At 41.2% G+C, this 25,350-nt stretch carries 16 protein-coding genes; 8 read left to right on the forward strand and 8 right to left on the reverse strand.

Annotated elements, in window-relative coordinates; genetic code table 11:
* Positions 1-293 precede the first annotated feature (293 nt).
* A complete protein-coding gene (locus K9M07_05845; GenBank protein ID MCF7852743.1) occupies positions 294-434 on the forward strand; it encodes a hypothetical protein in 141 nt (46 codons plus the stop codon).
* A 381-nt stretch (positions 435-815) separates the two neighbouring features.
* Here the strand turns inward: K9M07_05845 and K9M07_05850 are convergent, their stop codons facing one another.
* Both K9M07_05850 and K9M07_05855 read right to left on the reverse strand, forming a co-directional pair.
* Complete coding sequence (locus K9M07_05850; protein ID MCF7852744.1) at positions 816-1,055, reverse strand: hypothetical protein; 240 nt, start codon at positions 1,053-1,055, stop codon at positions 816-818.
* 11 nt (positions 1,056-1,066) lie between these two features.
* A complete protein-coding gene (locus K9M07_05855; protein ID MCF7852745.1) occupies positions 1,067-6,367 on the reverse strand; it encodes a hypothetical protein in 5,301 nt (1,766 codons plus the stop codon).
* Between the two features lie 217 nt (positions 6,368-6,584).
* Between K9M07_05855 and K9M07_05860 the strand changes: the two genes are divergently transcribed.
* The 4 genes from K9M07_05860 to K9M07_05875 all read left to right on the forward strand — a co-directional run bounded on the left by K9M07_05860 (position 6,585) and on the right by K9M07_05875 (position 13,784).
* Positions 6,585-6,767, forward strand: coding sequence for a hypothetical protein (locus tag K9M07_05860; GenBank protein ID MCF7852746.1), 183 nt, complete (start codon positions 6,585-6,587; stop codon positions 6,765-6,767).
* A gap of 143 nt (positions 6,768-6,910) precedes the next feature.
* Positions 6,911-9,559, forward strand: a complete 2,649-nt coding sequence (alaS, locus tag K9M07_05865) for an alanine--tRNA ligase (protein MCF7852747.1) — start codon at positions 6,911-6,913, stop codon at positions 9,557-9,559.
* A 22-nt stretch (positions 9,560-9,581) separates the two neighbouring features.
* Positions 9,582-12,890, forward strand: a complete 3,309-nt coding sequence (gene mfd / locus K9M07_05870; protein ID MCF7852748.1) for a transcription-repair coupling factor — start codon at positions 9,582-9,584, stop codon at positions 12,888-12,890.
* A gap of 102 nt (positions 12,891-12,992) precedes the next feature.
* Positions 12,993-13,784: a GNAT family N-acetyltransferase gene (locus K9M07_05875; GenBank protein ID MCF7852749.1), complete on the forward strand. Its 792-nt coding sequence runs from the start codon at positions 12,993-12,995 to the stop codon at positions 13,782-13,784.
* On the opposite strand, the gene K9M07_05880 is transcribed toward K9M07_05875, so the two are convergent.
* The 3 genes from K9M07_05880 to K9M07_05890 all read right to left on the reverse strand — a co-directional run bounded on the left by K9M07_05880 (position 13,781) and on the right by K9M07_05890 (position 17,511).
* Positions 13,781-15,157, reverse strand: a complete 1,377-nt coding sequence (locus K9M07_05880; protein MCF7852750.1) for a sodium-dependent transporter — start codon at positions 15,155-15,157, stop codon at positions 13,781-13,783. The genes K9M07_05875 and K9M07_05880 overlap by 4 nt on opposite strands.
* Before the next feature lie 17 nt (positions 15,158-15,174).
* Positions 15,175-16,590 (reverse strand): sodium-dependent transporter, encoded by a 1,416-nt coding sequence (locus K9M07_05885; GenBank protein ID MCF7852751.1) that lies wholly within the window; start codon positions 16,588-16,590, stop codon positions 15,175-15,177.
* A gap of 87 nt (positions 16,591-16,677) precedes the next feature.
* On the reverse strand, positions 16,678-17,511 hold the full coding sequence (locus K9M07_05890) for an AMP nucleosidase (GenBank protein MCF7852752.1): 834 nt from the start codon (positions 17,509-17,511) through the stop codon (positions 16,678-16,680).
* Positions 17,512-17,993: 482 nt separating this feature from the next.
* Between K9M07_05890 and K9M07_05895 the strand changes: the two genes are divergently transcribed.
* The 3 genes from K9M07_05895 to K9M07_05905 all read left to right on the forward strand — a co-directional run bounded on the left by K9M07_05895 (position 17,994) and on the right by K9M07_05905 (position 20,375).
* Positions 17,994-18,863 carry a hypothetical protein gene (locus tag K9M07_05895; protein MCF7852753.1) on the forward strand — a complete coding sequence of 290 codons (870 nt, stop codon included), beginning with the start codon at positions 17,994-17,996 and terminating at the stop codon, positions 18,861-18,863.
* Between the two features lie 92 nt (positions 18,864-18,955).
* Positions 18,956-19,522, forward strand: coding sequence for an elongation factor P (gene efp / locus K9M07_05900; GenBank protein MCF7852754.1), 567 nt, complete (start codon positions 18,956-18,958; stop codon positions 19,520-19,522).
* 40 nt (positions 19,523-19,562) lie between these two features.
* Positions 19,563-20,375, forward strand: a complete 813-nt coding sequence (locus tag K9M07_05905; protein MCF7852755.1) for an EF-P lysine aminoacylase GenX — start codon at positions 19,563-19,565, stop codon at positions 20,373-20,375.
* On the opposite strand, the gene K9M07_05910 is transcribed toward K9M07_05905, so the two are convergent.
* The 3 genes from K9M07_05910 to K9M07_05920 all read right to left on the reverse strand — a co-directional run bounded on the left by K9M07_05910 (position 20,343) and on the right by K9M07_05920 (position 25,211).
* Positions 20,343-22,013: an NAD+ synthase gene (locus tag K9M07_05910; protein MCF7852756.1), complete on the reverse strand. Its 1,671-nt coding sequence runs from the start codon at positions 22,011-22,013 to the stop codon at positions 20,343-20,345. The two genes, K9M07_05905 and K9M07_05910, sit on opposite strands and share 33 nt — an antisense overlap.
* Positions 22,014-22,028: 15 nt before the next feature.
* Positions 22,029-23,315, reverse strand: coding sequence for an NADH:ubiquinone reductase (Na(+)-transporting) subunit F (nqrF, locus tag K9M07_05915; protein ID MCF7852757.1), 1,287 nt, complete (start codon positions 23,313-23,315; stop codon positions 22,029-22,031).
* A gap of 174 nt (positions 23,316-23,489) precedes the next feature.
* Entirely contained in the window at positions 23,490-25,211 is a 1,722-nt protein-coding gene (locus K9M07_05920) for an SET domain-containing protein-lysine N-methyltransferase (GenBank protein ID MCF7852758.1), read from the reverse strand.
* Between the last annotated feature and the right edge of the window lie 139 nt (positions 25,212-25,350).

Genomic DNA, 25,350 nt, shown 5'->3' on the forward strand with positions numbered 1-25,350 from the left:
CCATCACTTTTAGTTCCTGCAATGAGGGCCTCAATTTTTCGAATTTTATCAGCAATATCCATAGATAAACCTAGATTTAAAGAGGACAAGTCTACGTAATTGCAAAATTAAATTCACGCACTCTCACCGCAAGGACACATTGCAAAATTAAATTCACGCACTCTCACCGCAAGGACACAGACCATCCCCTGTCATAGAGCAAAACAGCTTTGATGCGGTCACAAATCCGCTTATCCCTCTCCAGCTTGTGCTGAGAGATTAGTTTGGTACGTTGATCGTGCGATAAGAAATTCATGAGAACATTTTTGATGAATCAAGAATTTTTTGAAACTGAAATTTCCAACTCTTCATTGATGACCGGTATACATGAGATAAGCCTTCCATATGTCCTTCTTGTTGATGAAGATGGAATGTCCTTTTTGAACGGGGATTAAAAAATGACTTCCCACCTGGCGCACCTTTTTTTGGCAAGCCGAATTTTTGTATTAATAAACATTCTATTTCTTGATAAGTTTTATTTCCAAAAAAGTTTTTTGGACTTAAATTTAATGACACATTTTTAACTTGAGCTACTTGATGAAAGCTATTTAATTGTTTTTGTGTTCGGAAAATTCTTGATAAGCCTGCTATGGCATGGGGAGCTTGGGGGCGGATCTGATGAGGCCGGATGCTCCTGCGAGTAGAGATGCCGTTGTGAGGCTGCGGTCAGTCCAGAGTCTTGCTGATTTATAAGAAGCATTCTCAGCATCACTGAAATTTCCAACTCTTCAATTTATTTCGGTATATTTACTCAATACCGCCATATTAAGCTACTGCTATTCATCTTTTTCGATTAACTTTATCGATCTCGGATGAAACCCTTCTAAATCTTTTTCATCATATATACAAACAGTAATTTCCTTTTGATAATTGTCACTAGACAAATGTGCATGTTGTAATTTCGGTTTATCTATTAATTGACTTAAATAGCTTCGTAATTGAATAGCTTCTTCTTTGGTTAAAAAAACACTAATTGTATCCAATTTTCTATCAGATTCATCATCTAAAATTCTCAAATTAATATCTCCTATTTATGTGGAACATCGATTGGATATACTCGATTAATTTCTTTCCATTCACCATCTACAAAACACTCAAAATGCATATGAGGACTTTCATGAGGATAAGGTCGTTTGAAATCAAAACGAATTTTTTTCATTCCATCACTAGAAAGAAAAATAGAATCCCCTGCTTTATTTTTAATAAGCTGAGTGTTATTTCCCAACCAATTCGAAATTTGTTTTTCTAATTTGGTTATATTTTTTGGAATTTTAACAGAGGTTCCTCTTGCAGTATAGTGCAATAATCTTGTTGATAATATTCGAGATGACATCTTCATAAAACTAGCTATGGCATGGGGAGCTTGGGGGGCGGATCTGATGAGGCCGGATGCTCCTGCGAGTAGAGATGCCGTTGTGAGGCTGCGGTCAGTCCAGAGTCTTGCTGATTTATAAGAAGCATTCTCAGCATCGATGTTGAGTTTGAGAGTTAACCAGTGTTCTAATTGGGCTTCGCGGGACGTTTGTTTATCGGACAGCATCTCAATCATAGATAGTCTGCCTATTCCATCGTAGGACATGGATTCAGCACCGAGTCCTCCGACCATTGATTCAAAGCCATGAATGGTTTGAATTCCAAAATCTATGATACCGTGAGATACACCCTTTGAAATATGAAGGGCTTTTGAGTTATTTCTTGAGTCAAATCCCCGTGGTGAATACCCGTGCTCTTCTTGAAACTCGCGTTGAATTTCTATCTTTTTTTGTTCTTTGGTCATCTCTTTTTTTCGAGGATCGACATCTTCGGGGTCTAACCCCCATACATCATGTCCTGAGCGGGGATTATTATGCATAAATGCATAGGGATTTGGAATTTGATCTAATCCTTTGGGATCCGGATTAATAAAGCTACATAAAATTGGATCATAAAATCTTCTGCCAAAATTTGTGAGCTGAGTCGATTCTTCTCTTCGTTTGGACTGAAAAAGCCAAGGGCTTAAAGAAGACTCTTTGAGCTCATTTCCATCTACATCAAAAATAGATACTTCCCCAAATGCTGAATATAGATAGCTCTCTATAGGTTGATTATTTTCATCAATGAGCAATGCAATATTACCGGATAAATCATGAATTGGAAGATAGGTATTACCATGTATCTCAAATAAAACTGAAGCACCGATTTCTCCAAAAGGAGTTAAGCCTAAAATGCGAAGCTCTTTGATTTTTCCATGCTCGATTAAACCAATTTCATTTTGGCCATCATAGATAAATTGCTGAATGAGGGATGTATCATGATAGTCCACTCTTTTTTCAAAACAACGATGCATTGCATCATATTTATATTGGGTAGTCATTCCATCCATTGAAACTTTGACAAGACGATCTAAAGAATCATATTCATACGCAATCTGTTGACTTAGGCAACACTGAAGAGCGCGATTACCGTTAAGATCATAATCGAATTGCAATGGATCAAGATGTTTTAGCTGGTGGTTTTGACCAATGCGTGTTGCAATCCCGTCTTTCATTCTCAAAAGATGATGAGAATCAAATCGATATTGTTTTGGATAAGCCCCTTTTTCAGAAATAAGTTGGTTTAAGGCATCGTACTTATAACTCATTTCATATTTAGCATTCGGGAAAGCATAAGTTTCATTAGAAATAAGCCCTTCTCGATTAAAATGAGTAATATGATCCTCAAAGCATGAATAGACTAAATGGTTTTTACGACCCGCATCATCTAATTTATATTCAATGCTTCCCTCACCTAGCATCGGCTTTTCTTTCAATACAATGCCTGAGACATCAAATGTTTCATATGAATGCCTCTTGCCGTTGCGTAAGATTGAATGAAGTTCAAAGCCTCGGTATGTGTAGTCAATATAAGACTGATCGGGAAGTATCAATCTTTTTCGCCTTCCCACTTCATCAAATTTAGACCGGACTGTCAAACCATTGGGAAGATGTTCTTCAATTACATGATCCATATGATCATATGAAATATGATGTTCAGTGTTTTGGATTCGATCGAGAATTTTAATGACTCTACCCTTCGGATCATAGGCATAATGATAATCTATATCCCCTTTCGATGAAGTGAGTCTCTCTAATTGCCTAGAAGAATTATATGAATAGTTCAGCTCGACTCCGTTCATTTTTGTTATTTTTTTGATCAGATGATCAAAGGTATATTCTTTACGAGTTATTCGGCCATTTTGCCCTTCTTCTAAGCAGATCAAATTCCCAAAGCGATCGTATTTCCAAGAGGTTTCTATTTGATCTAAAACCTTTCCACTGCAAATAATTCGTGATCTCTGTTTGATTTTTCGATAGCCTTCATCATAGTCGAACTCTTCATAGAGTACAGGCTGTCCTGTGCTATCAAATTTTTCTAATTTTGAAAGCAAACCAACTTCATTAAATGACTCGATAGTTTTATTCCCATTAGCAGAAATTGTAATTGTTCTCTCCCATTGACTTGTTGGACTATGATGGATAACATCATAACGAATCCTTATTTTCTCTCCATTGGGATCAATTTTTTTGATCAATCGATTACGAGCATCATACTCGAATTGCTCCCGAAATGAACCGGCATTTGTAAAAGTGATTTTCTCTGCAATATTTCCAAAACCATCATATTTAAATTGATCATGTTCTCTGACTTGATCACCACATGTTTTTTTCTCTTCAATGATGCGCCCTAGATGATCATACCATTTCATATATGTGAGCAAAATCCCATCGGGAAACCGTGAAATTTCTTGATAAACCCTTCCGTTTGAATCGTAGACATATGAAGTGCATTGTCCTTCTCTTCTTTTTTCAATCATTCTTCCGGCAATATCATAAACATAGTGCGTAGATATACCTAGCTGATCGATTTCTTCTATGAGTAGTTCTCCTTCATATTTATAAAGAGTTTGATCAATAAGATTTCCATTTTGATCAATATGTCGTTTTTGAATCACGTGCTTATATGCATCGTAGTTATAAAGAATATGCGATTTGTCATAGAGGACTTCTTTTTCAACTGTTTGATCTAAATTATAGAAAGTCTGTTTTACAACACCGTCACTACGCCGTTCTTCAATGGCTTGTCCCAACGAATTATACCTCATCTCATCGCGATTTCCCCAGGGATCCACAATGTATTTAGGGCGTTTATAGGGATCAAAAATAACTTGTTCTATTTTTTGTCTTTTTTGATTTTGGGCTGTCGTAAATGGAGGATGAATAACTTTTGTTAAGTTATCAAAAGAATCATACTCATAAAAAGTCTCTCGTCCTAAATGATCGATTTCTTGAGTTTTACGAGATCGAAGATCATAAGAAAATTTCCGGCTTCTCTCTCCAAGTATTGTTTGCTCAACCTCTTCAACCATGCGATTGGCTCGATCATATGTTCGAATGAACTCAACTCTCTTTTGGACAAATACTTCCCTTACATTATTGTTATATAAGTCGAATTTTCTCTTGATTTCATGCCCTTGAGGATCAGTTTCATAGATCACATTTCCATGATCATCATATTTTTTCAATACAGTATATTGGTGCTGATCCTTTGAATCATAGACTGCTTCTGTTAAGACCCATCCTTCCGGTGAGTAGGTAAAAATTTTTCGACCTAAAAAAAGCCTCTTTCCTGTTTTGTCTTCAGCATATTCAGAAATAATGTGAGGCAATCCAAGCCCGGCTTGTATCCGGGTAGGTTCAATTTGACAGATTTTCCTGATGTGAATATTCGATTGATCATCTTGATTTAATCCCGACCCATCATCTTCAATCTTAAGAATTACAATATCTTCGGCACTATATTTTTGAAATAAGCGTTTAATGATTTTACCCTTAGAATCATATTGTAGATGGCTGGTAACAAGGTGCGTATCTCTAAGATAAGAAAATGTCTCTTTTTCTCCATTGGGATAAATACGCTCAATTAAGCGATTTGCTTTGGGGTCGTAATGATTAATGATTTTGAGTTGTTCAATCTTTGATGCGGGATAACCATTTTCATGAAACTGAACCCTGTCACTTACATGCCCTGAGAAATTTCCATACATCGTAAGCATTTTCACATTGCCTCGATGATCATAATCATAAACATGACTCAACTCTCCATTGTTTTTAGATCGGAGCTGTTTCAAATGATTATGATCAATCCAAGTAAATTGTTCTTCAAATGACAAGGCATCTGTGCCATTGATTTTCTTAAAATGAAAAATTTTATCTAAGGTAAAATGATTGGAATAATGATAACGATCTAGTCTACCATATGCATCTCTGACTTCGGTGACACCGGCTGATGCAGTATCCGAAAATCCTTCTCTTCGCAAATGATCATACCTAAATTGATAGGCTGTCTGAAGTTCTCCATTAGGACCAATAGGAGCTCTAAGGCCACTGACACGATTAGATACGTATTTCCCTTCACCTTTGCCATAATAATCAAACATGAGCACTCGCCCATTAAAAGATTCAATTCCTTCCGGCAAGTAATAAATATCTATTTCCTTATCTTTCGTATAATAATAGGCTTGTCTCGTTTGATAAGGAGAATGAATTCCTTCATGGAAGGATCCCAATCGATAATTATTAAATACAAATTGAAACTTCTTCCCCAAACTGTTGACGACTTCAAAGCCCATCTTTTTTATAAAGCCTTTCCTGTCAACGCCATGGTGGTAGTTGAAATTTACTTCGCCATACTTGTATTGGGTATTGCCACTATGGGATTCGATCCGGGATAATCGATAGTCGGGGCCCGGCCGATAGGTATAAGATAACATTGACCCATTGCGCAAATACTCTCTTTGTAATCTATAAGTGCGTGTATAGCGACCAACGCGCTGATAATAAGCTTTTCTTCCATCGCCATAAGTTACACTAAACTCATCACATTTGCCTAAGTGTTTGACCGAAATATTTAAAGGATTAGCTTCTCCGCTTGGCTCGCCATTGGTAGTGTTTGTCATTCCGTAGGTGGGCGTTAGGTTAAATATCGTATCTTCACCTATTTGACTCACTTCTCCATAAAAATCATACTTTGATCCTCTTTCATCCCAGAGACTAAAAACATCTCCATCGTTCTCAGATTGTACTCGTGCATATAAATAGGGCATGACATGTAATTCTCCATTGCCCATACATCTACGATAAGAAGTCAGAGTAGAATAAAAATAAATAGGAACTTTTGATGGAAGAAGCAAATCCCGTCGAACATCAACAACTTGTCCGGTTAATACGGAGATGTGATTTGCAAGAAGTGTAGAGGTATCGTTTGCAGTTGCCACATTACTATAATCAGCAAAAAGATTTAATCCAGTCATCAAAAAAGCGAACAACAACTGCCAATGCTTCATTTGAACCCCATTGCAAATAAAATAAACCTAGATAATTTAAAGATTTTGCAAAAGAAAATTCTTTATGAAAGACTGTTTCTGAAGAAATCAACCTCAAAAAAAACCGCTGACAAACTTCTATTTTTCTTATCTATAAAAATTAAGATCCAGTTAATTTTCAATATCCTCTTTTTGGAGTTTCTTTATGAATTTATTTGCATATTTAAAAAGATCCCCTCTATCTATGGAGGGGATCTTTTTAAATGGAAGGCGTATTATATGGGAATTGCTGAAAAAGGGGCTCTTTTGTAATAATCCTTGTATACCGGGAGTGATTCAAGAGTTGGAATTTTTAGAAGCCGGCTATAGCGCCGGTCGATCAGGCTGAAGGCCTTTTGACCCGAGCTGCTGCGCTATTGACAATAGGCAGAGGCGAGGTCAAATCGACCAAGCGGGGATGCCCGGCGACAAAAAAACAACTCTTAAGTCACGAGCGGTATAAGTACGACCAACCTTTATCTTTCAGGGATTATGCAATCATCACCCTATTCATCAAAAGAGATCCGCCGACAATTTATTCAATATTTTGAAAAAAAGGGTCATCTCCATCTCCCTTCTTCTCCCGTTTTTCCTCATGACGATCCGACGCTCCTTTTCACCAATGCGGGAATGAATCAATTTAAAGACATTTTTCTTGGGCGTACCAAGATGGATTATAAGCGCGCCGTCACCTCTCAAAAATGTATCCGTGTGGGCGGAAAGCACAATGACCTCGACAATGTGGGGCATACGAGCCGTCACATGACGTTTTTTGAAATGCTCGGCAATTTTTCCTTTGGGGATTATTTTAAAAAAGAGGCTATTCAATTCGCTTTTGACGTGACTACAGAGGTTTTTCAATTAGATATTGAAAAAATTTGGGTCACCATTTTTGAAGACGATGATGAAGCGTATGAGCTCTGGAAAGCTCATATGCCTGAGCAGCGCATTGTGCGCATGGGCGCCAAAGATAATTTCTGGATGATGGGTGAAGTGGGGCCTTGTGGGCCTTGTTCGGAACTCTATTTTGATCGCGGCGAAAAATACGGATCGGCAAAAAGTCCTGCAGATCCCGATGGCGACTTGCGCTATCTCGAATTTTGGAACCTCGTCTTCATGCAATTTAACCGCTCTGCCTCGGGCCATCAAGCCCCCCTCCCCAATCAATCGATCGACACCGGAGCCGGTCTGGAGCGGATCATGGCGCTTAAAATGGGTGTTGATAGCGTATTTGAGACGGATATTCTACAGGCTCTTATTCGGCAAATTGAGCACCAATCGGGGGAACAATATACTCCGGGGAGCCCCTTAGCTCCGGCTTTTCATGTCATAGCCGATCATCTCCGCGCCCTCTCTTTTGCCATTGCCGATGGCGTGCAACCCTCCAATTTAGATCGCGGCTATGTATTGCGCAAAATTTTGCGCAGGGCAACCCGTTATGCCAAGCGGCTCGGCTTTGATCGCCCCTTTCTCGCTGATCTCGTCCCCACTTTAATCACAACAATGGGGGATGATTTCCCCGAGCTGAAGCAATCCGAAAGCCGCATTGCCGAAATTTTAACGACCGAAGAGGAAAGTTTTTTGCGCACACTCAAGCGCGGCGGTAATATTTTAAATCAGATTATCGATAAAGCCACTTCAAGCAATGAAAAGCAAATTACCGGCGAAGAGGCTTTTAAGCTCAAGGACACTTACGGCTTCCCTTTAGAAGAGATTTTACTCATCGCTAAAGATACGGGACTTGAAGTCAATATTGAGGCCTTTGAGATGCTTGAGCATAAAGCAAAAGAGCTCTCGAAAAAGGCGCATGTCTCCCATCAGCAAATAGCAGAAAACAATCTCTTTGAAGTGTTCACTGCAAAGCATGGGACATCGACATTTGTTGGTTATCGCGATTTAAATTGCGAAGCGAGCATCATTGGCCTTGTACGCGATGGTCAATTCGTTGACAAACTCGAAGAAGGTCAACAAGGAGAAATGATTCTCGACACGACACCTTTCTATGCTGAAAAAGGAGGCCAAGTAGGAGATCAAGGGCTTTTATCGCATCATAAAGCCTGTTTTGAAGTGCGCCATTGCACCTCTCCTTTCCCCGGTGTTATTTCCCATAGCGGTGTTGTGACCAAAGGGGCTTTTATCGTCGGCGAACCCCTCGTTGCACAGGTGAATGAGAAGCGGCGCAAAGCGATTGCCGCTCACCACACGGCAACCCACTTACTCCATAAAGCTCTCTACGATCAACTCGGTGAGCACATTCGTCAATCAGGCTCTCTTGTTGAATCCAATCGTCTCCGCTTTGATTTCACTCACCACAAGGCGCTCACTCCCGACGAGATCCGCTCGCTTGAAATGGCTGTCAATCAGAAAATCAATGCCGATGCTTTAGTCACAACGCGTGAAATCAACTATGCCGATGCACAAAAAGACCCTTCGATTAAGCAATTTTTTGGGGACAAATACGGTGCGCAGGTACGTGTTGTCGAAATAGGCGATGGAGGGGGAAAAGAATTGTGCGGAGGAACCCATGTCGAGCACATTGGGCTCATCGGCCTTTTTTGTATTACAAAAGAGACGAGCATCGGAGCGGGGATTCGCCGCATTGAAGCCTGTGTCGGGGCGCCTGCCATTGACTTTATGTTTGAGCAAGAAGCCATTTTGGAGCGCCTCGCTAAGCAACTCGATACGCCCCTTCCTAAACTCGAAGTCAAATTCAACTCCCTTCTTGAAGAAATGGACCTCCTTAAATCAGAAATCAAACAACTCAAGAAAGAAAAAATCCATTCTCTCCTCTCAATGCTTTGCGAAAAAACCACTTTGATTCATAATACCCCCTATATCTTTGAGAAAGTTGAGATCGATCCCAAAGAATTGGGAACCATAGCCTCCCTTTTAATGGAAAAGACCCAAGCCGGTGCTATTTTTCTTGCTGCAGAAAGCGAAGGGCGTTGCCAACTTGTCCTCAAGCTCAATGCAGGGCTCGTAGAGCAAGGAGAAAAAGCAGGCGATATCATTAAAAAGGGTGCAATCCATGTAAAGGGCTCCGGAGGGGGCAAACCTGATATGGCGCAAGCCGGAGGACAAGAACCGGAAGGCATTCCCCTTGCAATTGAAGCGATCCATGACCACTTTAAAAACCGTTAAGCCGGTTCTATAATGACGCCCTATGTTAGAAGACATTTATAAAACACCCTTTTTTAATCTCGCTCTAGATGCTATCAAAACACACCCCTCTCTTCTTTTTGAGGGACTGTGGGATTGCCCTAAGGCACTTCTCCTCAGTTTTTTAAAACGGCAGCTCAAGTGCAATATCCTCGTAGTGAGCGGAGGAGAGCGCGAATCAAAACTGATCGAAGATCTCACCGGTATTAATGAAACCTGTATTGAATTTCCGGCATGGGAGGCACTTCCCGGCGATGAGATCCTTCCAAGCCTTGATATCGTCGGCGAAAGGATGGCGCAGCTCACCCATCTGCTGCAAGACAAGCAGCATTTAGTGATTACTACCCTGCAGGGTGCTCTGCAGAAAATCCCATCTAAAACCCTTTTGCAATCCCACTCCCTCTTTATTCAAGAAGGCGATGAGCTTTCTATAGAGTTGGTCTCTGAAGAACTCATACGTCTTGGCTATAGCCGCCACAAGCTCGTAGAAGATAAAGGCCAATTTGCCGTTAGAGGAGGACTCATCGACATCTTCCCCATCTCTGCACCTAACCCCTATCGCCTTGATTTTTTTGGGGATACGATCGAACAAATTAAAGCCTTTGATCCCGTATCGCAAAACTCAACGGGAACTGCTCAAAAGATCGCCCTTTATCCTGTCAATGAATATACCCTAACGCAACATCAATCTGCCGAACTGATCGATTATCTCGGAGATTCAACTTTAATTGTTCTCGACGACCTTCTCAAACTCGAGGACCGCTACGTTGATATTAAAGAACTACCGGGAGCAAAATCTCCCTATTTTTTAAAGCTCGGCACGTTTCTCGATCAGATCAAAGAGGCTAAAACCCTTTTCCTCGCCAAAGAGCCTTTAGAGCAGCTACAAAAAGAGCGTTCCCATTCAAAAGTCGGCCGCGACTATTACAGTGGTAAAGAACCGACACATGCGGCCTCTTTCCAACTGCTCGATCATACCATTGCAACAACGCGCATGCATCACCCTTTTGTCACTTTAACCGACTTTTTTGATATCGATGCCTCTTCTCTTGAAGTGCATCAACGCAAACTTCTCGAACGCTTAAAAGAGCTTCCTCCCACGTTTACCCTCCATCTATTTACCTCATCGCGCTCTGAGGAAAAGAATTTTAAATCACAGGTTCAGCCTTTTCTTCCCCCTTCTTCACAATTTCATATAGCCTATCTCTCTTCGGGATTTATCTACCCGGGAGCTAATCTTGGCTTTTTCCCTTACAGCGAATTTTCAAAACGGCAAAAAGTGACCCGCAAAAAATGGCGCAATACCTATCACACGGCTCCTTCTGAATTTCATACGCTAGAGCCGGGTGACTATGTCGTTCATTTTCACAATGGGATCGGAAAATTTCTAGGGATAGAAAAACAAAAAAATCATCTCGGCGTCGAATCGGAATTTATGATGATCGAATATGCCGAAGGGAGCAAACTTTTTGTCCCCATGTCGCAAGCACATCTCGTTTCGCGCTATATCGGAGCCGGTGAAATCAAACCTTCTCTTCACACAATTGGGACAAAAAAATGGCATCAAGCCAAAGTCAAAGCCCAGCAAGCCATCATCGGTTATGCAAAAGAGTTACTCCACTTGCAAGCGGAGCGGCAAGTTAAAGGGGGCTTTACCTATCCGCCCGATTCAGAAGAGATGCGCCTTTTTGAAGAAGAGTTTCCCTATGAAGAAACGGAAGACCAGCTTGCAGCCATTGGCGCTATTCGACAAGATATGCTCTCAAGCGAGCCATTAGATCGCCTTGTATGTGGAGATGTCGGTTATGGGAAAACAGAGGTGGCAATGCGCGCCGCATTTAAGGCCGCATATGACGGACGCAAACAAATCGCCGTTTTAGCTCCAACAACGATTCTTGCCATGCAGCACTATGAGACCTTCAAAGCGAGAATGGAAAACTTCCCCGTTACAGTCGATCTGATTTGCCGTTTTAGAACGACTAAGCAAAATAAAGAAACGCTAGAAAAAGTCAAAGCCGGCCAAGTCGATATTTTAATCGGAACCCATCGCATCTTAAGCCAAGATGTTGAGTTTAAAGATCTCGGTCTGATCATCATTGATGAGGAACAACGCTTTGGTGTTCGCGCTAAAGAAAAACTCAAAAAAATGAAGGTCAATGCCGATTATTTGACGATGACGGCAACGCCGATTCCCCGCACCCTTTATTTTTCACTGCTTAATATCCGCGCTCTATCGGTTATCGCATCCCCACCTCACGATCGCCTTCCCATTAAAACCATTATCTGTGATCGAGAAGATGCACTCATTCAAAATGCCATATTGAGAGAACTCGCTCGCGATGGTCAGGTCTACTTTATCCATAACCGCGTTGAATCGATCTATGAAGTGGCTTCGCATATCGAAAAGCTCGTCCCTAATGCCCGCATTGCCATTGTCCATGGTCAAATGGATAGCAATGACATCGATGAAGCCTTTCATAAATTTAAACAGGGCACTGTTGATATTCTCTTTGCAACAAGCATTGTTGAGAATGGGATTGATATCCCTAATGCCAATACCATTTTAATTGACCGCGCCCATCATTTTGGCATATCGGATCTCTATCAACTGCGGGGCCGTGTCGGAAGATGGAATCGCACCGCTTATGCCTATTTTCTTACCCCCCAATTTCAAGCACTCCCCGAGCTCTCCCAAAAACGACTCCAAGCACTGATTGAATCCTCCGGGCATGGCGGGGGAATGAAACTGGCAATGATGGATCTTGAGCTGAGAGGCGCCGGTGATATTTTAGGAACGCAACAGTCGGGACATGTCGCATCTGTTGGATTCCACCTCTATTGTAAACTTTTGAAAAAGGCCATTCTCGCACTTAAAGAAGGTAAGTTTACAACCTTTACGGAAACACGCCTCGAATTCAAATTTGATGCAAAAATTCCCGATGATTATGTCGATGATACCACACTACGACTCGATTTTTATCACCGCTTCGGAGATGCCACAACAATTGAAGAAATCGATCAAATCCTATCCGAGCTTCAAGATCGCTTCGGTAGAGCTCCCGACCCCGTTTTGTGGCTCTATCACCTAACCCGTGTGCGCATTTTTGGCCTCGAAAATAATTTCACCTTAATTAAATACGACAAACATACTGTCACAGCTGAAAGAGACATCAAGAAAACAACCGAAAAACGAACTTTCTTTATCCCTCCTGCCATGAGTGGAAGAGAAATTGAACTCATAACTATCAAGCGCCTATCAGAAGAATTTCACCTCTCTCCAAGACAACAACTTAGTGAAACTCTTCCCGTATAGCTGATCCCTACTCCGCAAGCCTACTTACGATTTTGTGGGTAAGGATTCAGGCGTATAGACTGATGACGGTTTAATTAAACCCCTATTTTTCCGGAGCTATCATTGCTAAAATGCCTTATTTTCTTCACTCTTATCTTTTGTTCAAATTATCTCATTGCTATTGAGCCGATCAATCGATTTGAAATTTTACAACTCTACGAAACATGTTATGATGCGCGATCTCCGGCTATAGAAAATAGCGAGCAATCTTATGCCTCATTTTCAGATATTCCCTACCCTCTCTTCAATATTGTAATGCATCTCAAATGCAACAATGTTGAGGATAAAATTGATGCTCTTATTAAAAAATCCCCCGACGGAATTCCGATTTCATTTTGGAGTCACTCAGAAAATCAAGCAAAAAACTTGGTTGATATTTTAGAAAAAAAAGGGTTTTCAATTTTCACTAAATATAGATTAATGGCTTGGTCTGTCAAGTCAATGCAGCTAGAGAAATATGATATTCGACCGGCAAGGACCAACTTAGAAAAATTCTACGAAATAACAGAAACTGTCTTTCATTTTAATTCGATTATTAAAGAAAAATATGCCAAGCTTATTAAAAATTTTAAATCTGACAATTATCTCATCTATTCTGAAAATATTCCTATTGGCACCGGCATATTGTATTCAAATGGAAAAATAGGAGCCATCTTCAATATTGGAATTCTACCGGAATACCAACAAATGGGATATGGCCGTGCAATGATGGAATTTTTAATGCATGAAGCACACAAAAATGCCCTTGAAAAACTCGTTTTGGTCTGCTCTTCTTCGGTAGAACAATTTTATCTCGACTTGGGTTTTGAAAAAATCCTTGATATCAATGTTTACGCGCTTCCAATCAATAATTAATGAAAAAAGCGATCGAAGTCGATCATTCCTGTTTTTTGAAGAATAATTAAAAAGATCAAGACCGGAATACACCATTTTAAGAAGAAGTGCCAAGGCTTGAAGAGCCGCGCAAGAAAAGGATTGGCACTAAACTCTGCTTTGGCTAATTTATGATCGAGAATCCACCCCGCAAAAATAGAGGTGATCAATCCTCCAAGAGGAATAATCCAATTGGAAACAAGATAGTCCATGTTATCTAAAAAATTCATCCCATAAATTGACTTCCACTCATAAAATGCATAATGTGTGTTGGAAAGAGCTGAGAAAATCCCAAATATAAAGGTTCCGCTACCGGAAATAATGACTGCATTTCTCCTTGTCAAAGAGGTCAATTCCATTAAATTCGTTGCACACACTTCGATAAAAGCGACAGCAGACGTCAAAGCCGTAAAAACAAATAAGACAAAGAAAAGAGTCGATATAATAATTGATCCGGGAAGTTTGGCAAATAAAAAGGGGAGTGTTTGAAAGACGAGACCCGGACCGGCTTTAGGTGTAAATCCAAAACTAAAGACAACCGGAAAAACAACCATCGATGAGAGAAGGGCAACGACAATCACTGAAGAAGCGACAATCCCCGCCATTGCCGGTAAATTTTCCTCGCGTTTCATGTAACTGCCATAACTGATCATAATCCCTTGGCCTAAACTTAAAATAAAAAATGCAAGACCAAGCGCTTCTAATGCCGATGAAAACTTAAAGCTGGAGGCGTCAAAATAGAAAATAAAACGGGCAGCTTCCTTGAATCCATCCAGTGAAATACTGTACAAGAACAAGACGATTAAAAAAATAAATAAACTACGCGTCATAATGCGCGACCAAAACTCAATCCCCTTTCGCACACCTGAAAAGACGATTGACATCGTCACTCCCGTAAAGATGAAATGCCAAAGCAAAGAGATATCGGCAGATGAGGAGAGTTTATCATACACACCTGCGACTTCATGTGCCGTTAATCCCTTCGAAAAATTGGTGAGCGACATCAAAATATAGCTCATCCCATATCCGGAAATAACCGAGTAAAAGGACATAATAATAAAGGATGAAATCACACCGAGCCAACCGCCGATTTTCCAAAAGCGGTGTCCATTTGAGAGCTTATGAAATGACATAATGGCAGCACTTTCAGATGAGCGGCCCAGCATGAGTTCTGCAATAAAAACGGGAACCCCAATGATCACAACACAAATGATAAATGCCAATAAAAAATACCCGCCCCCATTTTGCCCAACAATATAAGGGAATTTCCACAATACGCCGAGACCAATCGCGGAGCCGATAGCTGCAAAAATAAATCCTAATCTCGATGTCCAATGCTCTCTCATATGCGACATAGCCTTTGAGTCCTGTGTTATTTTATTTTAGAAACAATCTCTGAATTAAGTTCTCTTGCAGCAAACAATTGATCAAAATCGATCAAACCGCTGCTGTGTAAAATAATTGCTAATATTAGCAGTGGGACAAGATACCTTAAAACAAAACGCCATATTCTGAAAAGGATAAGGCTTCCACCGGAGCAAATAAATTCTTGCCGGCACGTTTCTCTCTTCATTTTCCAGCCCACAAATATGGCCGTGATGAGCCCGGAAAAGGGAATGAGCCATGTCGAAACAATGCCATCAATGGTGAGTAAAAAATCCTGTCTAAAAATAGATGACCATTGAGGGAATATACCATTGGACCCCGAATATGCACTGGGAATCCCAAATAAAAACGTAGAACAAGCAACCATCAAAACGGCCTGTTTTCTCGACAATCTTGTCCTCTCACATAAGTTGCCTACAACAACTTCAATCAACGGAACGGCCGATGTGAGTCCGGTAAAGACAAACAAAACAAAAAAGAGTGTTGATAAAACAATGGATCCCGGAAGCTGCGCAAATAAATAGGGCAGTGTTTTAAAAACAAGTCCCGGGCCTGATTTAGGCGGCAAATGAAATGTGAAAACCACAGGAAAAATCGTCAAAGCGGCAAGGGCAGCTACAATAATGATGGAAGCGCCAACAATGCATGAGACTTTCATCACATTTTCATCGCGTTTCATATAGCTGCCATAACTAATCATGATTCCCTGTCCCAAACTCATCGTAAAAAAAGCTAATCCCAAAGCTTGCAAAACCGATGAAGGTTTAAAATTTTCAATATTGGGATGCACAACGAATGCAAAAGCTTCTTTAAATCCGGGAAGCGTAAGGCTATAACAAAAGAGGAGGAAAAGCAGCGCTAAAAAAATCTTCACAAGTATTTTAGACCAATACTCAATTCCTTTACGCACTCCCCTATAAACAATGCCGGCTGTGATTGCAGTAAAGGCAAAATGCCAGAAGACGGAAATAGGTCCCGATCCGGCCAGTCGATCATAAATAACTGCGATTTCGTCTTGAGCAAGTCCGTTATAAAAACCATTGAGCGACATTAGGATGTAGCTCATGCCATATCCGCCAATGACACTATAATAGGACATAATAAGAAAGGATGAAGCGATGCCAAACCAACCGCCGAGCTGCCAGCCCGACTGCGCCGGCTCGTGATAAGCAAAGGCTTCAAGAGCGGCCTTTTGAGAACTTCTTCCCAATATGAGCTCGGAAACAAAAACCGGAATGGCGATTAAAACGAGGCATGACAAATAGCAAAGAAGAAAAAGACCTCCCCCATTTTCACCCGTTACGTAAGGAAATTTCCATAGAATCCCAAGACCAATTGCCGAGCCGATCGCGGCCATCAAGAAACCGACCTTGGATCCCCAATGTTCGCGAACCTGATTCATCAGTTTTCCAAAATAAGAGGCTCCATGGTCTCATATTCCGGAATATGAAGCAAACCTTATGTTCTATAGAAATGCCGGGGGTTGGTCTTATTTGGGACGCCGGAATAGCGATTGATTCCTATGGTAGGCCCCCTTTACTTTATGAGACTGCATTTCACGCGCTTTTTTCAGCACGCGAATACCCTTATCAATGTGATCCGGCATATAGGATTCAAAAACAAATCGCGAAGATTCTTTTGTCTTTTTCCCTGTTTTTTCAAGAGGCAAATCAGAAATAAGCAAAAGAGCTCCAAGGGTAAACTTACGCTTGTAGCTGGCTGTAAATAGTGTGGCGCATTCCATCTCAATCCCTTGAGCTTTAGTCGACTTGAGCTCTTCGATAAAATCGTGGTTAAATTCCCAAAACCGCATGTTAGTCGTGTAACAAATCCCAACATGGTAGTCATCGCCATCTTCTTCTAAAATTTCACTCACCGATTTTTGCATCAAAAAGTTAGCAAGTGACGGGAGTTTAGGCGGAAAATAAAAGTCGCTCGTCCCCTCTCCGCGAATGGCTGCAACAGGCAAAAGATAATCTCCAACCCGATACCGACGCCGAAGCCCCCCACACATTCCAAGAAAAATTGCAGATCGGATCGGTAAAAAAGAGCACAAATCGACCACAAGAGCCGCCGCCGGCGAACCAATTTTAAAATCAATAATGCTGATATCAAATTCTTTAGAGTGAGCAACGGTAAACATGCTCCCTTGATGAATGACCCCATTATAATTCTTGGCAAAGTATTCAACGTAAGCCGGGAAATTCACTAAGATTAAATTAGATCCGAAATCTTTGATTTCGCTTCCCGAATAGCGCTCTAGAGTCTCCTTTGCAAACTGATCTTCCTGAATCTCAGAAGCCAACGAATCTACAGGAGGCATATAGAGATGCTCATCGCTCATCTCATTTTGATCTTCAATATGATTACTTTCATCGACCATATAACCTCCTATCGATGTATCCTCGACTTTGTAGCTTTTTGGGCCCGCCTGCCTCGTCTATTTGATCTCGGACGTTCGACCTATGGTCGAACCGGAAGATTATTAAAACCGGGAAGGGGTAAAAAAACCCCGTCCCGGTTTTGATAACTCCCTAGAGAACAAATGTCTCGAGGCTATCAAGCCCAAAAAGTTACAAAGTCGAGGTATCTTCATAAATACCGCTCTTGTTTTAGTATCGTATCTAAAGCTAAATATCTATTCAAGATTTACTATTTAATTAAACAAAAGACCTAGATTTTAATAACAAACATTAATTCACACTATTATTCTCAAGAAACGAAATTCTTTTGTTTATTTAATTGAATAATAAATCAAATTATTGTTTTAATGCTTTTGTTTCATTTAACATAACGGAGGTTTCCATGAACGTATCAAGCGCCCCATCTATCCCTTTCCTATCCCCTCATACGGTCAATCTTGTCATTAGCGCTTATGACCACTGGGTCACGAAAATTGCTATCGCCGCCTTCTTTGTTATGACACCCGTGTACGCAGCTTTCCGCAGCCTTCTTAAAGGTCGTCTCTCAATGGCCGTTGTCAATTTAACCCTAGCCATCTCACTCTACGTCGTTTTTCGCGGCTATTTTTCTATCTTATATCCTGTAGAACAGCTTAGAAAAGAAAATGATCGATTAAAAGCTGAACTTGAAGAGTTAATCAACTGTGCCATGACCCTCAAAGGATCGATTTCAGAACATCAAGAGCTTGTTCAAAGGCAAAAGATACTCACCAAGCGACAAGAAGACGCTGCAGTTAGACAAGAAGACGCTGCAGTTAGACAAGAAGACGCTGCAGTTAGACAAGAAGACGCTGCAGTTAGACAAGAAGACTCTATGTTAATAGAAGCAAGATTAAAAGACTGGAATTTATACCTTGTCGCTCAAGCTAGACAAATTCTTAGTCAAGCAGAATCAGAACGCGATGGGATAGAGCATTTTAAACAAGAATTTAAAACTCTAGAATTTGAAAAACAAAAACAATTGGAAGAATTGAAAATAATCCAAACGGCAATCATAGGGTCTCTCGCCCCTATTACCTCCATATTAGATCATGAAGATAGCCAAATTACAGAAATACAACGTGAGTCGCTTTCCCTACTTTTAATTCAAGCTAAGAATCTCCTAGATCGAATTATTTCCATGCCAAGCCGTCTTGATAGAATCGATTTCAGATCGCGCGGTTCATACTATCCTGAAAGGGAAGCCCCTGCGCTTTGGGGAATGGAGGCTTAGTTGTAAAGTCGAGGTAATTAGGAGTGTCTTTTTTCTTTTAATATATGGGATTCCATATTAAACTTGACTTTGCATTTAAAATGGAGTGTGTCATGGCACAAATTGCGACTAATGAATTCCGCGCAGGTGTGAAAGTTGAAATGGATAATGAGCCTTATACGATTATCGGCGTTGAATTCGTCAAGCCGGGAAAGGGGCAAGCCTTTACACGCACCAAACTCAAGCATCTCAAGTCGGGACGCGTGATTGAGCGGACATTCAAATCGGGAGACAAGCTCGATATCGCCGATGTTGAAGAAAGACAAATGCGCATGCTCTATCTCGAGCATGATGGCGTTGTCTTTATGGATGATCAGACGTTTGATCAAATCACCATTCCTTTGACCGTGATTGGAGATAATAAATTTTGGCTCATTGACGAACAAATCTATGACATTGTCTTTTACAAAGGCCAAGTCGTCAGTATTACTCCGCCGACATTCTTAGAGCTTAAAATTACTGAAACAGCTCCCGGCGTACGCGGAGATACGGCATCCGGACGCGTTTTAAAACCCGCAACTGTTGAAACCGGAGCAACCATTCAGGTCCCCATCTTCATCGAAGAGGGAGAAAAAATCAAAGTCGATACGCGCACCGGAGAATATGTCTCTCGCGTCTAATTTTGATCTTATAACTTGGCGCGCAAAGGCCTTGGCCGATGTGCGCTCTTTTTTTTCCGAGCGCTCTATTTTAGAGGTCGATACCCCCCTTTTGAACCGCTCCGCCGCTCTTGATGCGTTTATCGATGTCATTGAAACGGACCAAGGCTACTTGCACACTTCTCCCGAATATGCAATGAAACGCCTTCTCTCTCTTGGCGCTCCTGACATTTACTACTTAGGCCATGTCTTTCGCAAGGAAGAAAATGGGCGCCTTCATCATCACGAGTTCACAATGATTGAATATTATCGCAAAGGATGGACGCTCGAGCAGCTCATCGAGGAGACGCTCGATCTCATCTCCATTTTTATTCCCAACCAACCTGTATATCGCTTGAGTTATGATGAGGCATTTTCTCGCTATAAAGCTCCTGTAGATAGTGCGTACCTTACCCCCCAAGAAGAGCGCCACCTGATATGGGCAATGCACGTTGAGCCTCAACTCCAAGGCCTTACCGTCATCGATCGTTTCCCCGAGGAGGAGGCGGCGCTTGCTAAAATCATAGATGGCAAAGCCATGCGTTTTGAAATGTATTATCATGGGGTTGAACTCGCAAACGGCTATGATGAACTGAGCGATGCCACGCTTCAGCGAGAGCGTTTTACTCAGGCTAATGAAAAACGGTTGTCCATGGGGAAATCGAGCTATGCGCTAGATGAGCTGTTTCTCAATGCCCTCGATCACCTGCCTCCCTGCGTTGGCGTCGCCATCGGCTTTGACCGGCTCTTGCAAATTCAACTGAAAGCAGCTTCCATTAGCGACGTTATCTATACCGATGCATCAAAAATTGCAGCTTGGCCTCGGCTCATTTAAATGCTTGGCCCAATTGTGAACGATCGGGTACTTGCGACCGGAGCCAAACGATTTTTTTGACACGCGCAAAATAGGCGCCCCTTGCTGTCGTTTATATTCCGCTTTATGAATCTTTTTAACGACATCGAGAACGACATCAATAGGAATATCATAGCGCGCTGCCACCTGTTCAACCGGCAAGTAATCCTCAACATATCCTTCTAAAATGTCATCAATAATCCCATAATCGGGAAGCGAATCGAGATCGATTTGATTCGGGCGAAGTTCCGCTGACGGAGGCTTATCAATGACGCTTTGCGGGATGATTTCCCCCTCTCGATTGATCCACCTCGCTAAACTATAAACCTGTGTTTTAGGGACATCGGCAATCACCCCGAGTCCACCACACATATCTCCATATAAGGTACAATAACCGAGAGCGATTTCACTTTTATTCCCTGTTGATAAGACGATATGGCCAAATTTATTTGAAAGTGCCATCAAAAGTGTTCCTCGGATTCTTGCTTGTAGGTTTTCTTCCGTCACATCGGGCTGCATTTCGCTAAAAGGCTCTTTTAGCGTCTCTAAATACGCAGTAAATGCCTCCTCAACCGGGAGCGTCATTGTATGAATTTTTAAGTTTTCAGCCAATTTTATAGAGTCTTCAACACTTCCCTCACTGCTATAGCGAGAAGGCATCATAATTCCAAAAACATTTTCGGCTCCAAGCGCTTCTTTAGCTATATAAGCTACAACAGCCGAGTCGATTCCTCCCGACAACCCCAGACATGCCGATTTAAACCCTTGCTTTCTGAAATAGTCCTTTACCCCCAAAATCAACGCCTGCTTTAAACTTTCAAATTGATCTGTTTTGGGATATGGCTCTCTCGTATCATTTGTTAAATCATAGAGATAGTGATCTTCTTGAAACGCCTTGCATGTGTGGATCAAATGACCATCTTTGCCAAGAACTAAACTCAGTCCGTCAAAAATAAGCTGATCATTGGCTCCAATTTGACAGCAATAAACGAGAGGGCACTTGAGCGTTCGCGCAGCTTGCGCGCACACCTTAATCCGAATATGGGGTTTTTGATATTGATAAGGCGATGCGGTTAGATTGAGGAGGAGATCGGGCTTGTGTTTTTTAAGCTCTTCAACCGGATCGCGCACATATGTCGTTTCCGAGACATAACCCGCATGCTTCCAAATATCTTCACAAATCAACACACCAACTTTTATCCCTCGAATTTCGAATGTATTGATTTGCTTTCCGGGCTCAAAATAGCGCGCTTCTGAAAATACATCGTAAGTAGGTAAAAGCCATTTGTCGTGATAGCCTAAAATTTTGCCGTTATCGATCACAGCCGCACTGTTATAAAGGGGCTTTTCGCCTCCATCGATATTGCGCCTAACGAGACCGACAACGACAGCGATCCCTTCACTTAAAAAAGCGATCTGATGCAAGTAAAATTCCATGCGATCGATAAAATGGCGATGCAAGACAAGATCTTGAGGGGGGTATCCACAGAGGGACATTTCAGGGAAAAGGCAAATATCTGCCCCTTCTCTTTTCCCTTGTTCAATGCAATTCTTTATTTTTTCAAAGTTGCCTGATAAATCCCCAATCGTCGGGTTGATTTGAAAAAGTGCAATTTTCATCTCTTATTACTCAAATTAAGAACCAAAATCATCTAAAATGATGCTATCGCGCTCAACGCCATAATTGTCTAGAAGTTTCATCACGCTCGCATTATGCATCGGGGGACCGCAAACATAATAAAGAGCATTTTCAGGCTCCTCCATTGTGTCGAGCATTCCCACCTGAAAGGCTTTAAATAAAAAGCCTGTCTTGACCGGGTCATCTTTTGGCCATCCCGCTTCAATATCTTCCGGCAAAGGCTCAGACAGGACAAGCCGATAGGCAAAATTTTCTCTTTCCTTTGCCAATTTTTCAAAATCATCCTGATAAATATTTTCCTTTAAAGAGCGGGCACCATACCACAGCGTTATTTTGCGGTGCGCCTTCTTATGAAGAAAGAGGTCAAGAATATGACTACGGCCAAAGGAAGAGCCGGCCCCGCCAATCAGGAAAATGAGCTCTCGATCATCATGAATCATATGCGACTCGCCAAAAGGCCCCGATAATTGCACCTCATCCCCTTGCTTTAAAGAAAACAGATAGGAAGAACAAATCCCCCAAGGAGCATCCATCATTTTGCCCTTCACAAAAGGAGGGCTTGCGATCCGGATATTGAACTTTAAAATATTCCCTTCTAAAGGATAAGAAGCCATTGAATATGCGCGGATCACCTCTTCATCTAGCTTAGAATAGTCAATATCAACGCCAAAGAGATTGAATGTTTCCCAGTCGTGAAAGTATTTTTCTTCCATCGTTTGCTTCCAATCGCTCGTATTTGTCTTATAAGGAGGAACATGGAATTGCAAATAATCTCCGGGGCGGTATTCGGGAAGATCCGCTTCATCGACTTCAATCACGAGCTCTTTGATGAAGGTGGCCACATTTTGATTACTCACAACGCGCCCTTTAAACTCTCTCAGAGTCAAATAAGCTTCGGGAAGCTTAAGAGCCATATCATCTTTCACTTTGCATTGGCACGAAAGGCGCCATCCCGATTTGAGTTCTTTAGGTGAAAAAGTAGCCCGATCAGTCTCTAAAATATCGCCACCCCCTTCAACCACTTGTACGCGACACTGCTTACAAGTTGCCTTGCCCCCGCACGGAGACGGAACGGCAATCCCCGATGAAGAGAGGGCACTGAGAAGCGTTTGCCCTGACGGCACTTCCTTCGTTAAAGACTCATTAGAATTTATGAACAGATGACAGGGCTTTGTCGAAATAAGCTTTGCTCTCGCATAGAGAATCATCACGCTTAAGAAAAGCCCAATTGCAATAAAGGCAATGACAGCCGTTAGACTTAATGACCAATCAATTCCAAACATACAGCTATTATAACACACCGTTTTCACACTTGTTTTCGCATGTTTGACAGATGAAATCAAGCAGTATTAACTCACCAAACCAAAAAATAGTTTCATTCTTGAGCGATATGGAGTCATCGACACTTGAGATCGTTAATTTTAACGATGAGAGATAGCTTTAGGGACATTCCCTAACTATATGATAAAAAAAGAAACTAATTTTGATTCTGAGTCGACTTCACGAATGGACCCCATTATTTCTAAGCCGATATTCATTCCATCCTCCTCTTTTTCAAATACAAAGACAAAAGCAGCCATCAATCGAAAAAAAACATCTAAGTCTAGCTCAGCTTTGTGAGAAGTAGCAACTCGCGCTATTGTTTCAGAATTCCTTACTAAGGCTTTATGCATTCCTAATGCTAAACCATAATAGAGTATAATCCGTAGATCTGCCCCTTTCTTAGCAAAATTGGAATCAAGAAGGTGCTTGAAATTCTTTTCACAAATTTGAGCCCATCTCAATCGCATTTCAACTTGATTAACAGGTTGAGCCTGAATGAAAAGTAGTGACTGATAAACTTCATTTAAGGCATGTGTGATCCGTTCAAAATACATTCTATTTTCCGGCGTAATCCATTCAACATGCTTGACAAGTTCATTTCGTATAGAATGGGTGATTTTAAGCAGATCCTCATTAGATAAAGATCGATCTTGCAAGATGGTCAATAAAATAATCGGAGTAGATGCAATATGAATTGCAAGATCTCGCTTAATTTCTTCTTCTCCCCCTAGTTTTGCTCTCATTTCATCAAGAAAAAAATCACCTACTTGTTTTCTCAAAAGAGGATAATTATCAATTTCATACCCTTTAAATCGAATCCAATGTGTTAATCCGTAATTAAAAAACAACTGTTCTCCGGGATGGATATCCTTATCGGCTGTAATGATAACACCTCGAATTGGCAATCCTCTTACAGGATGAGAAGTTATCGCAACATTAGGCATACCGTCATTGATCATACTTGCTAATCCACCCGTACCATCGACGGAATAGAAAACATTCGGTTTATCTTCAGAATCCTCTAAAGATTTATACTTCCTTTTTATAGCAGCAGAAACTTTATGAGTCGGAAGAACCTCATTAATCATATAATAATCCATCGAAAATAGCCCCCCATATGCAAGAACTGGAGTTCCCTTTGGAATGCACTGTTTTGCAAATAGCCCTCTTCCCATCTTTTCAGTCTCTCTCACTTCTATAGCATCAATATTTATCTCTCCTCTAAATAAGCTATCAATTTGAGCGGCCGTAAAATGCATTGATTCACCTATCGGTGCAACCCAGGATTTTTTACAATGCCCTGCAATCCAAAGTCGAAGTAAATCTGTTCCTATAACATGGATATCTTTAAAACAGTCACCTGTTGTTCGATGTGTTAAATCATAAATATCTTTGTAAGTCCCATTCGTTGCATTTTCTTTTAATGGCACTGTAGCTAGTTCTTCCGCTAACTCCAGATCACCGGCTAAGGCAGCAAAATGTGCGGGAGTGTTTTTTTGAAATTTATCAGGAAGATCTTTTAGGCTTGGATCAATTTCTAGAAGAATTCCGATTGCAGCTCGATTGCCTTTTAAAGCAGCAAGGCTCATCGCAGATATTGGATAATGTACGCCTTTGTAGGGCTTGCCGGTGACGCATTGAAAAATTTGACCTCTTCCTGCCTCAGTTTCTAAAATAGGACGAATATCCCTCTCAGAAAGAATAGCTTCTGCAAGATCTGAATGACTTATTTCTGATGTCTGTCGTTTGACAATTTCATCGACCAACTCTTCTCTTGTCGAAATATGCCTCGTGGGCAAATCTACAACTGCACTAGAAGTTCGTGGGCCGCTTGTTGCACCGGCTGCTGAAGCCATAATCATTCCTTTTTTTGAGAAAATCCCTTGAACAGCGGGGTATTCCCCATACAATTTTAACTCAAAATTGGAATAAAAACCATTTCAATTAATGCTTGCTTTTCTTTATACTATTGCCGTCATAACTTTATGAAGGTTA

This window comes from Simkaniaceae bacterium, from assembly GCA_021734805.1.
GTDB lineage: Bacteria > Chlamydiota > Chlamydiia > Chlamydiales > JACRBE01 > Amphritriteisimkania.

Coding starts and splice junctions, on each gene's coding strand:
- mfd (MCF7852748.1), top strand. CDS start 9,582: ATGTTAGAAGACATTTATAAAACACCCTTTTTTAATCTCGCTCTAGAT.
- K9M07_05845 (MCF7852743.1), top strand. CDS start 294: ATGAGAACATTTTTGATGAATCAAGAATTTTTTGAAACTGAAATTTCC.
- K9M07_05910 (MCF7852756.1), bottom strand. CDS start 22,013: ATGAAAATTGCACTTTTTCAAATCAACCCGACGATTGGGGATTTATCA.
- K9M07_05855 (MCF7852745.1), bottom strand. CDS start 6,367: ATGACTGGATTAAATCTTTTTGCTGATTATAGTAATGTGGCAACTGCA.
- nqrF (MCF7852757.1), bottom strand. CDS start 23,315: ATGTTTGGAATTGATTGGTCATTAAGTCTAACGGCTGTCATTGCCTTT.
- K9M07_05920 (MCF7852758.1), bottom strand. CDS start 25,211: ATGGCTTCAGCAGCCGGTGCAACAAGCGGCCCACGAACTTCTAGTGCA.
- K9M07_05885 (MCF7852751.1), bottom strand. CDS start 16,590: ATGAATCAGGTTCGCGAACATTGGGGATCCAAGGTCGGTTTCTTGATG.
- K9M07_05860 (MCF7852746.1), top strand. CDS start 6,585: ATGAATTTATTTGCATATTTAAAAAGATCCCCTCTATCTATGGAGGGG.
- K9M07_05895 (MCF7852753.1), top strand. CDS start 17,994: ATGAACGTATCAAGCGCCCCATCTATCCCTTTCCTATCCCCTCATACG.
- efp (MCF7852754.1), top strand. CDS start 18,956: ATGGCACAAATTGCGACTAATGAATTCCGCGCAGGTGTGAAAGTTGAA.
- K9M07_05880 (MCF7852750.1), bottom strand. CDS start 15,157: ATGTCGCATATGAGAGAGCATTGGACATCGAGATTAGGATTTATTTTT.
- alaS (MCF7852747.1), top strand. CDS start 6,911: ATGCAATCATCACCCTATTCATCAAAAGAGATCCGCCGACAATTTATT.
- K9M07_05890 (MCF7852752.1), bottom strand. CDS start 17,511: ATGCCTCCTGTAGATTCGTTGGCTTCTGAGATTCAGGAAGATCAGTTT.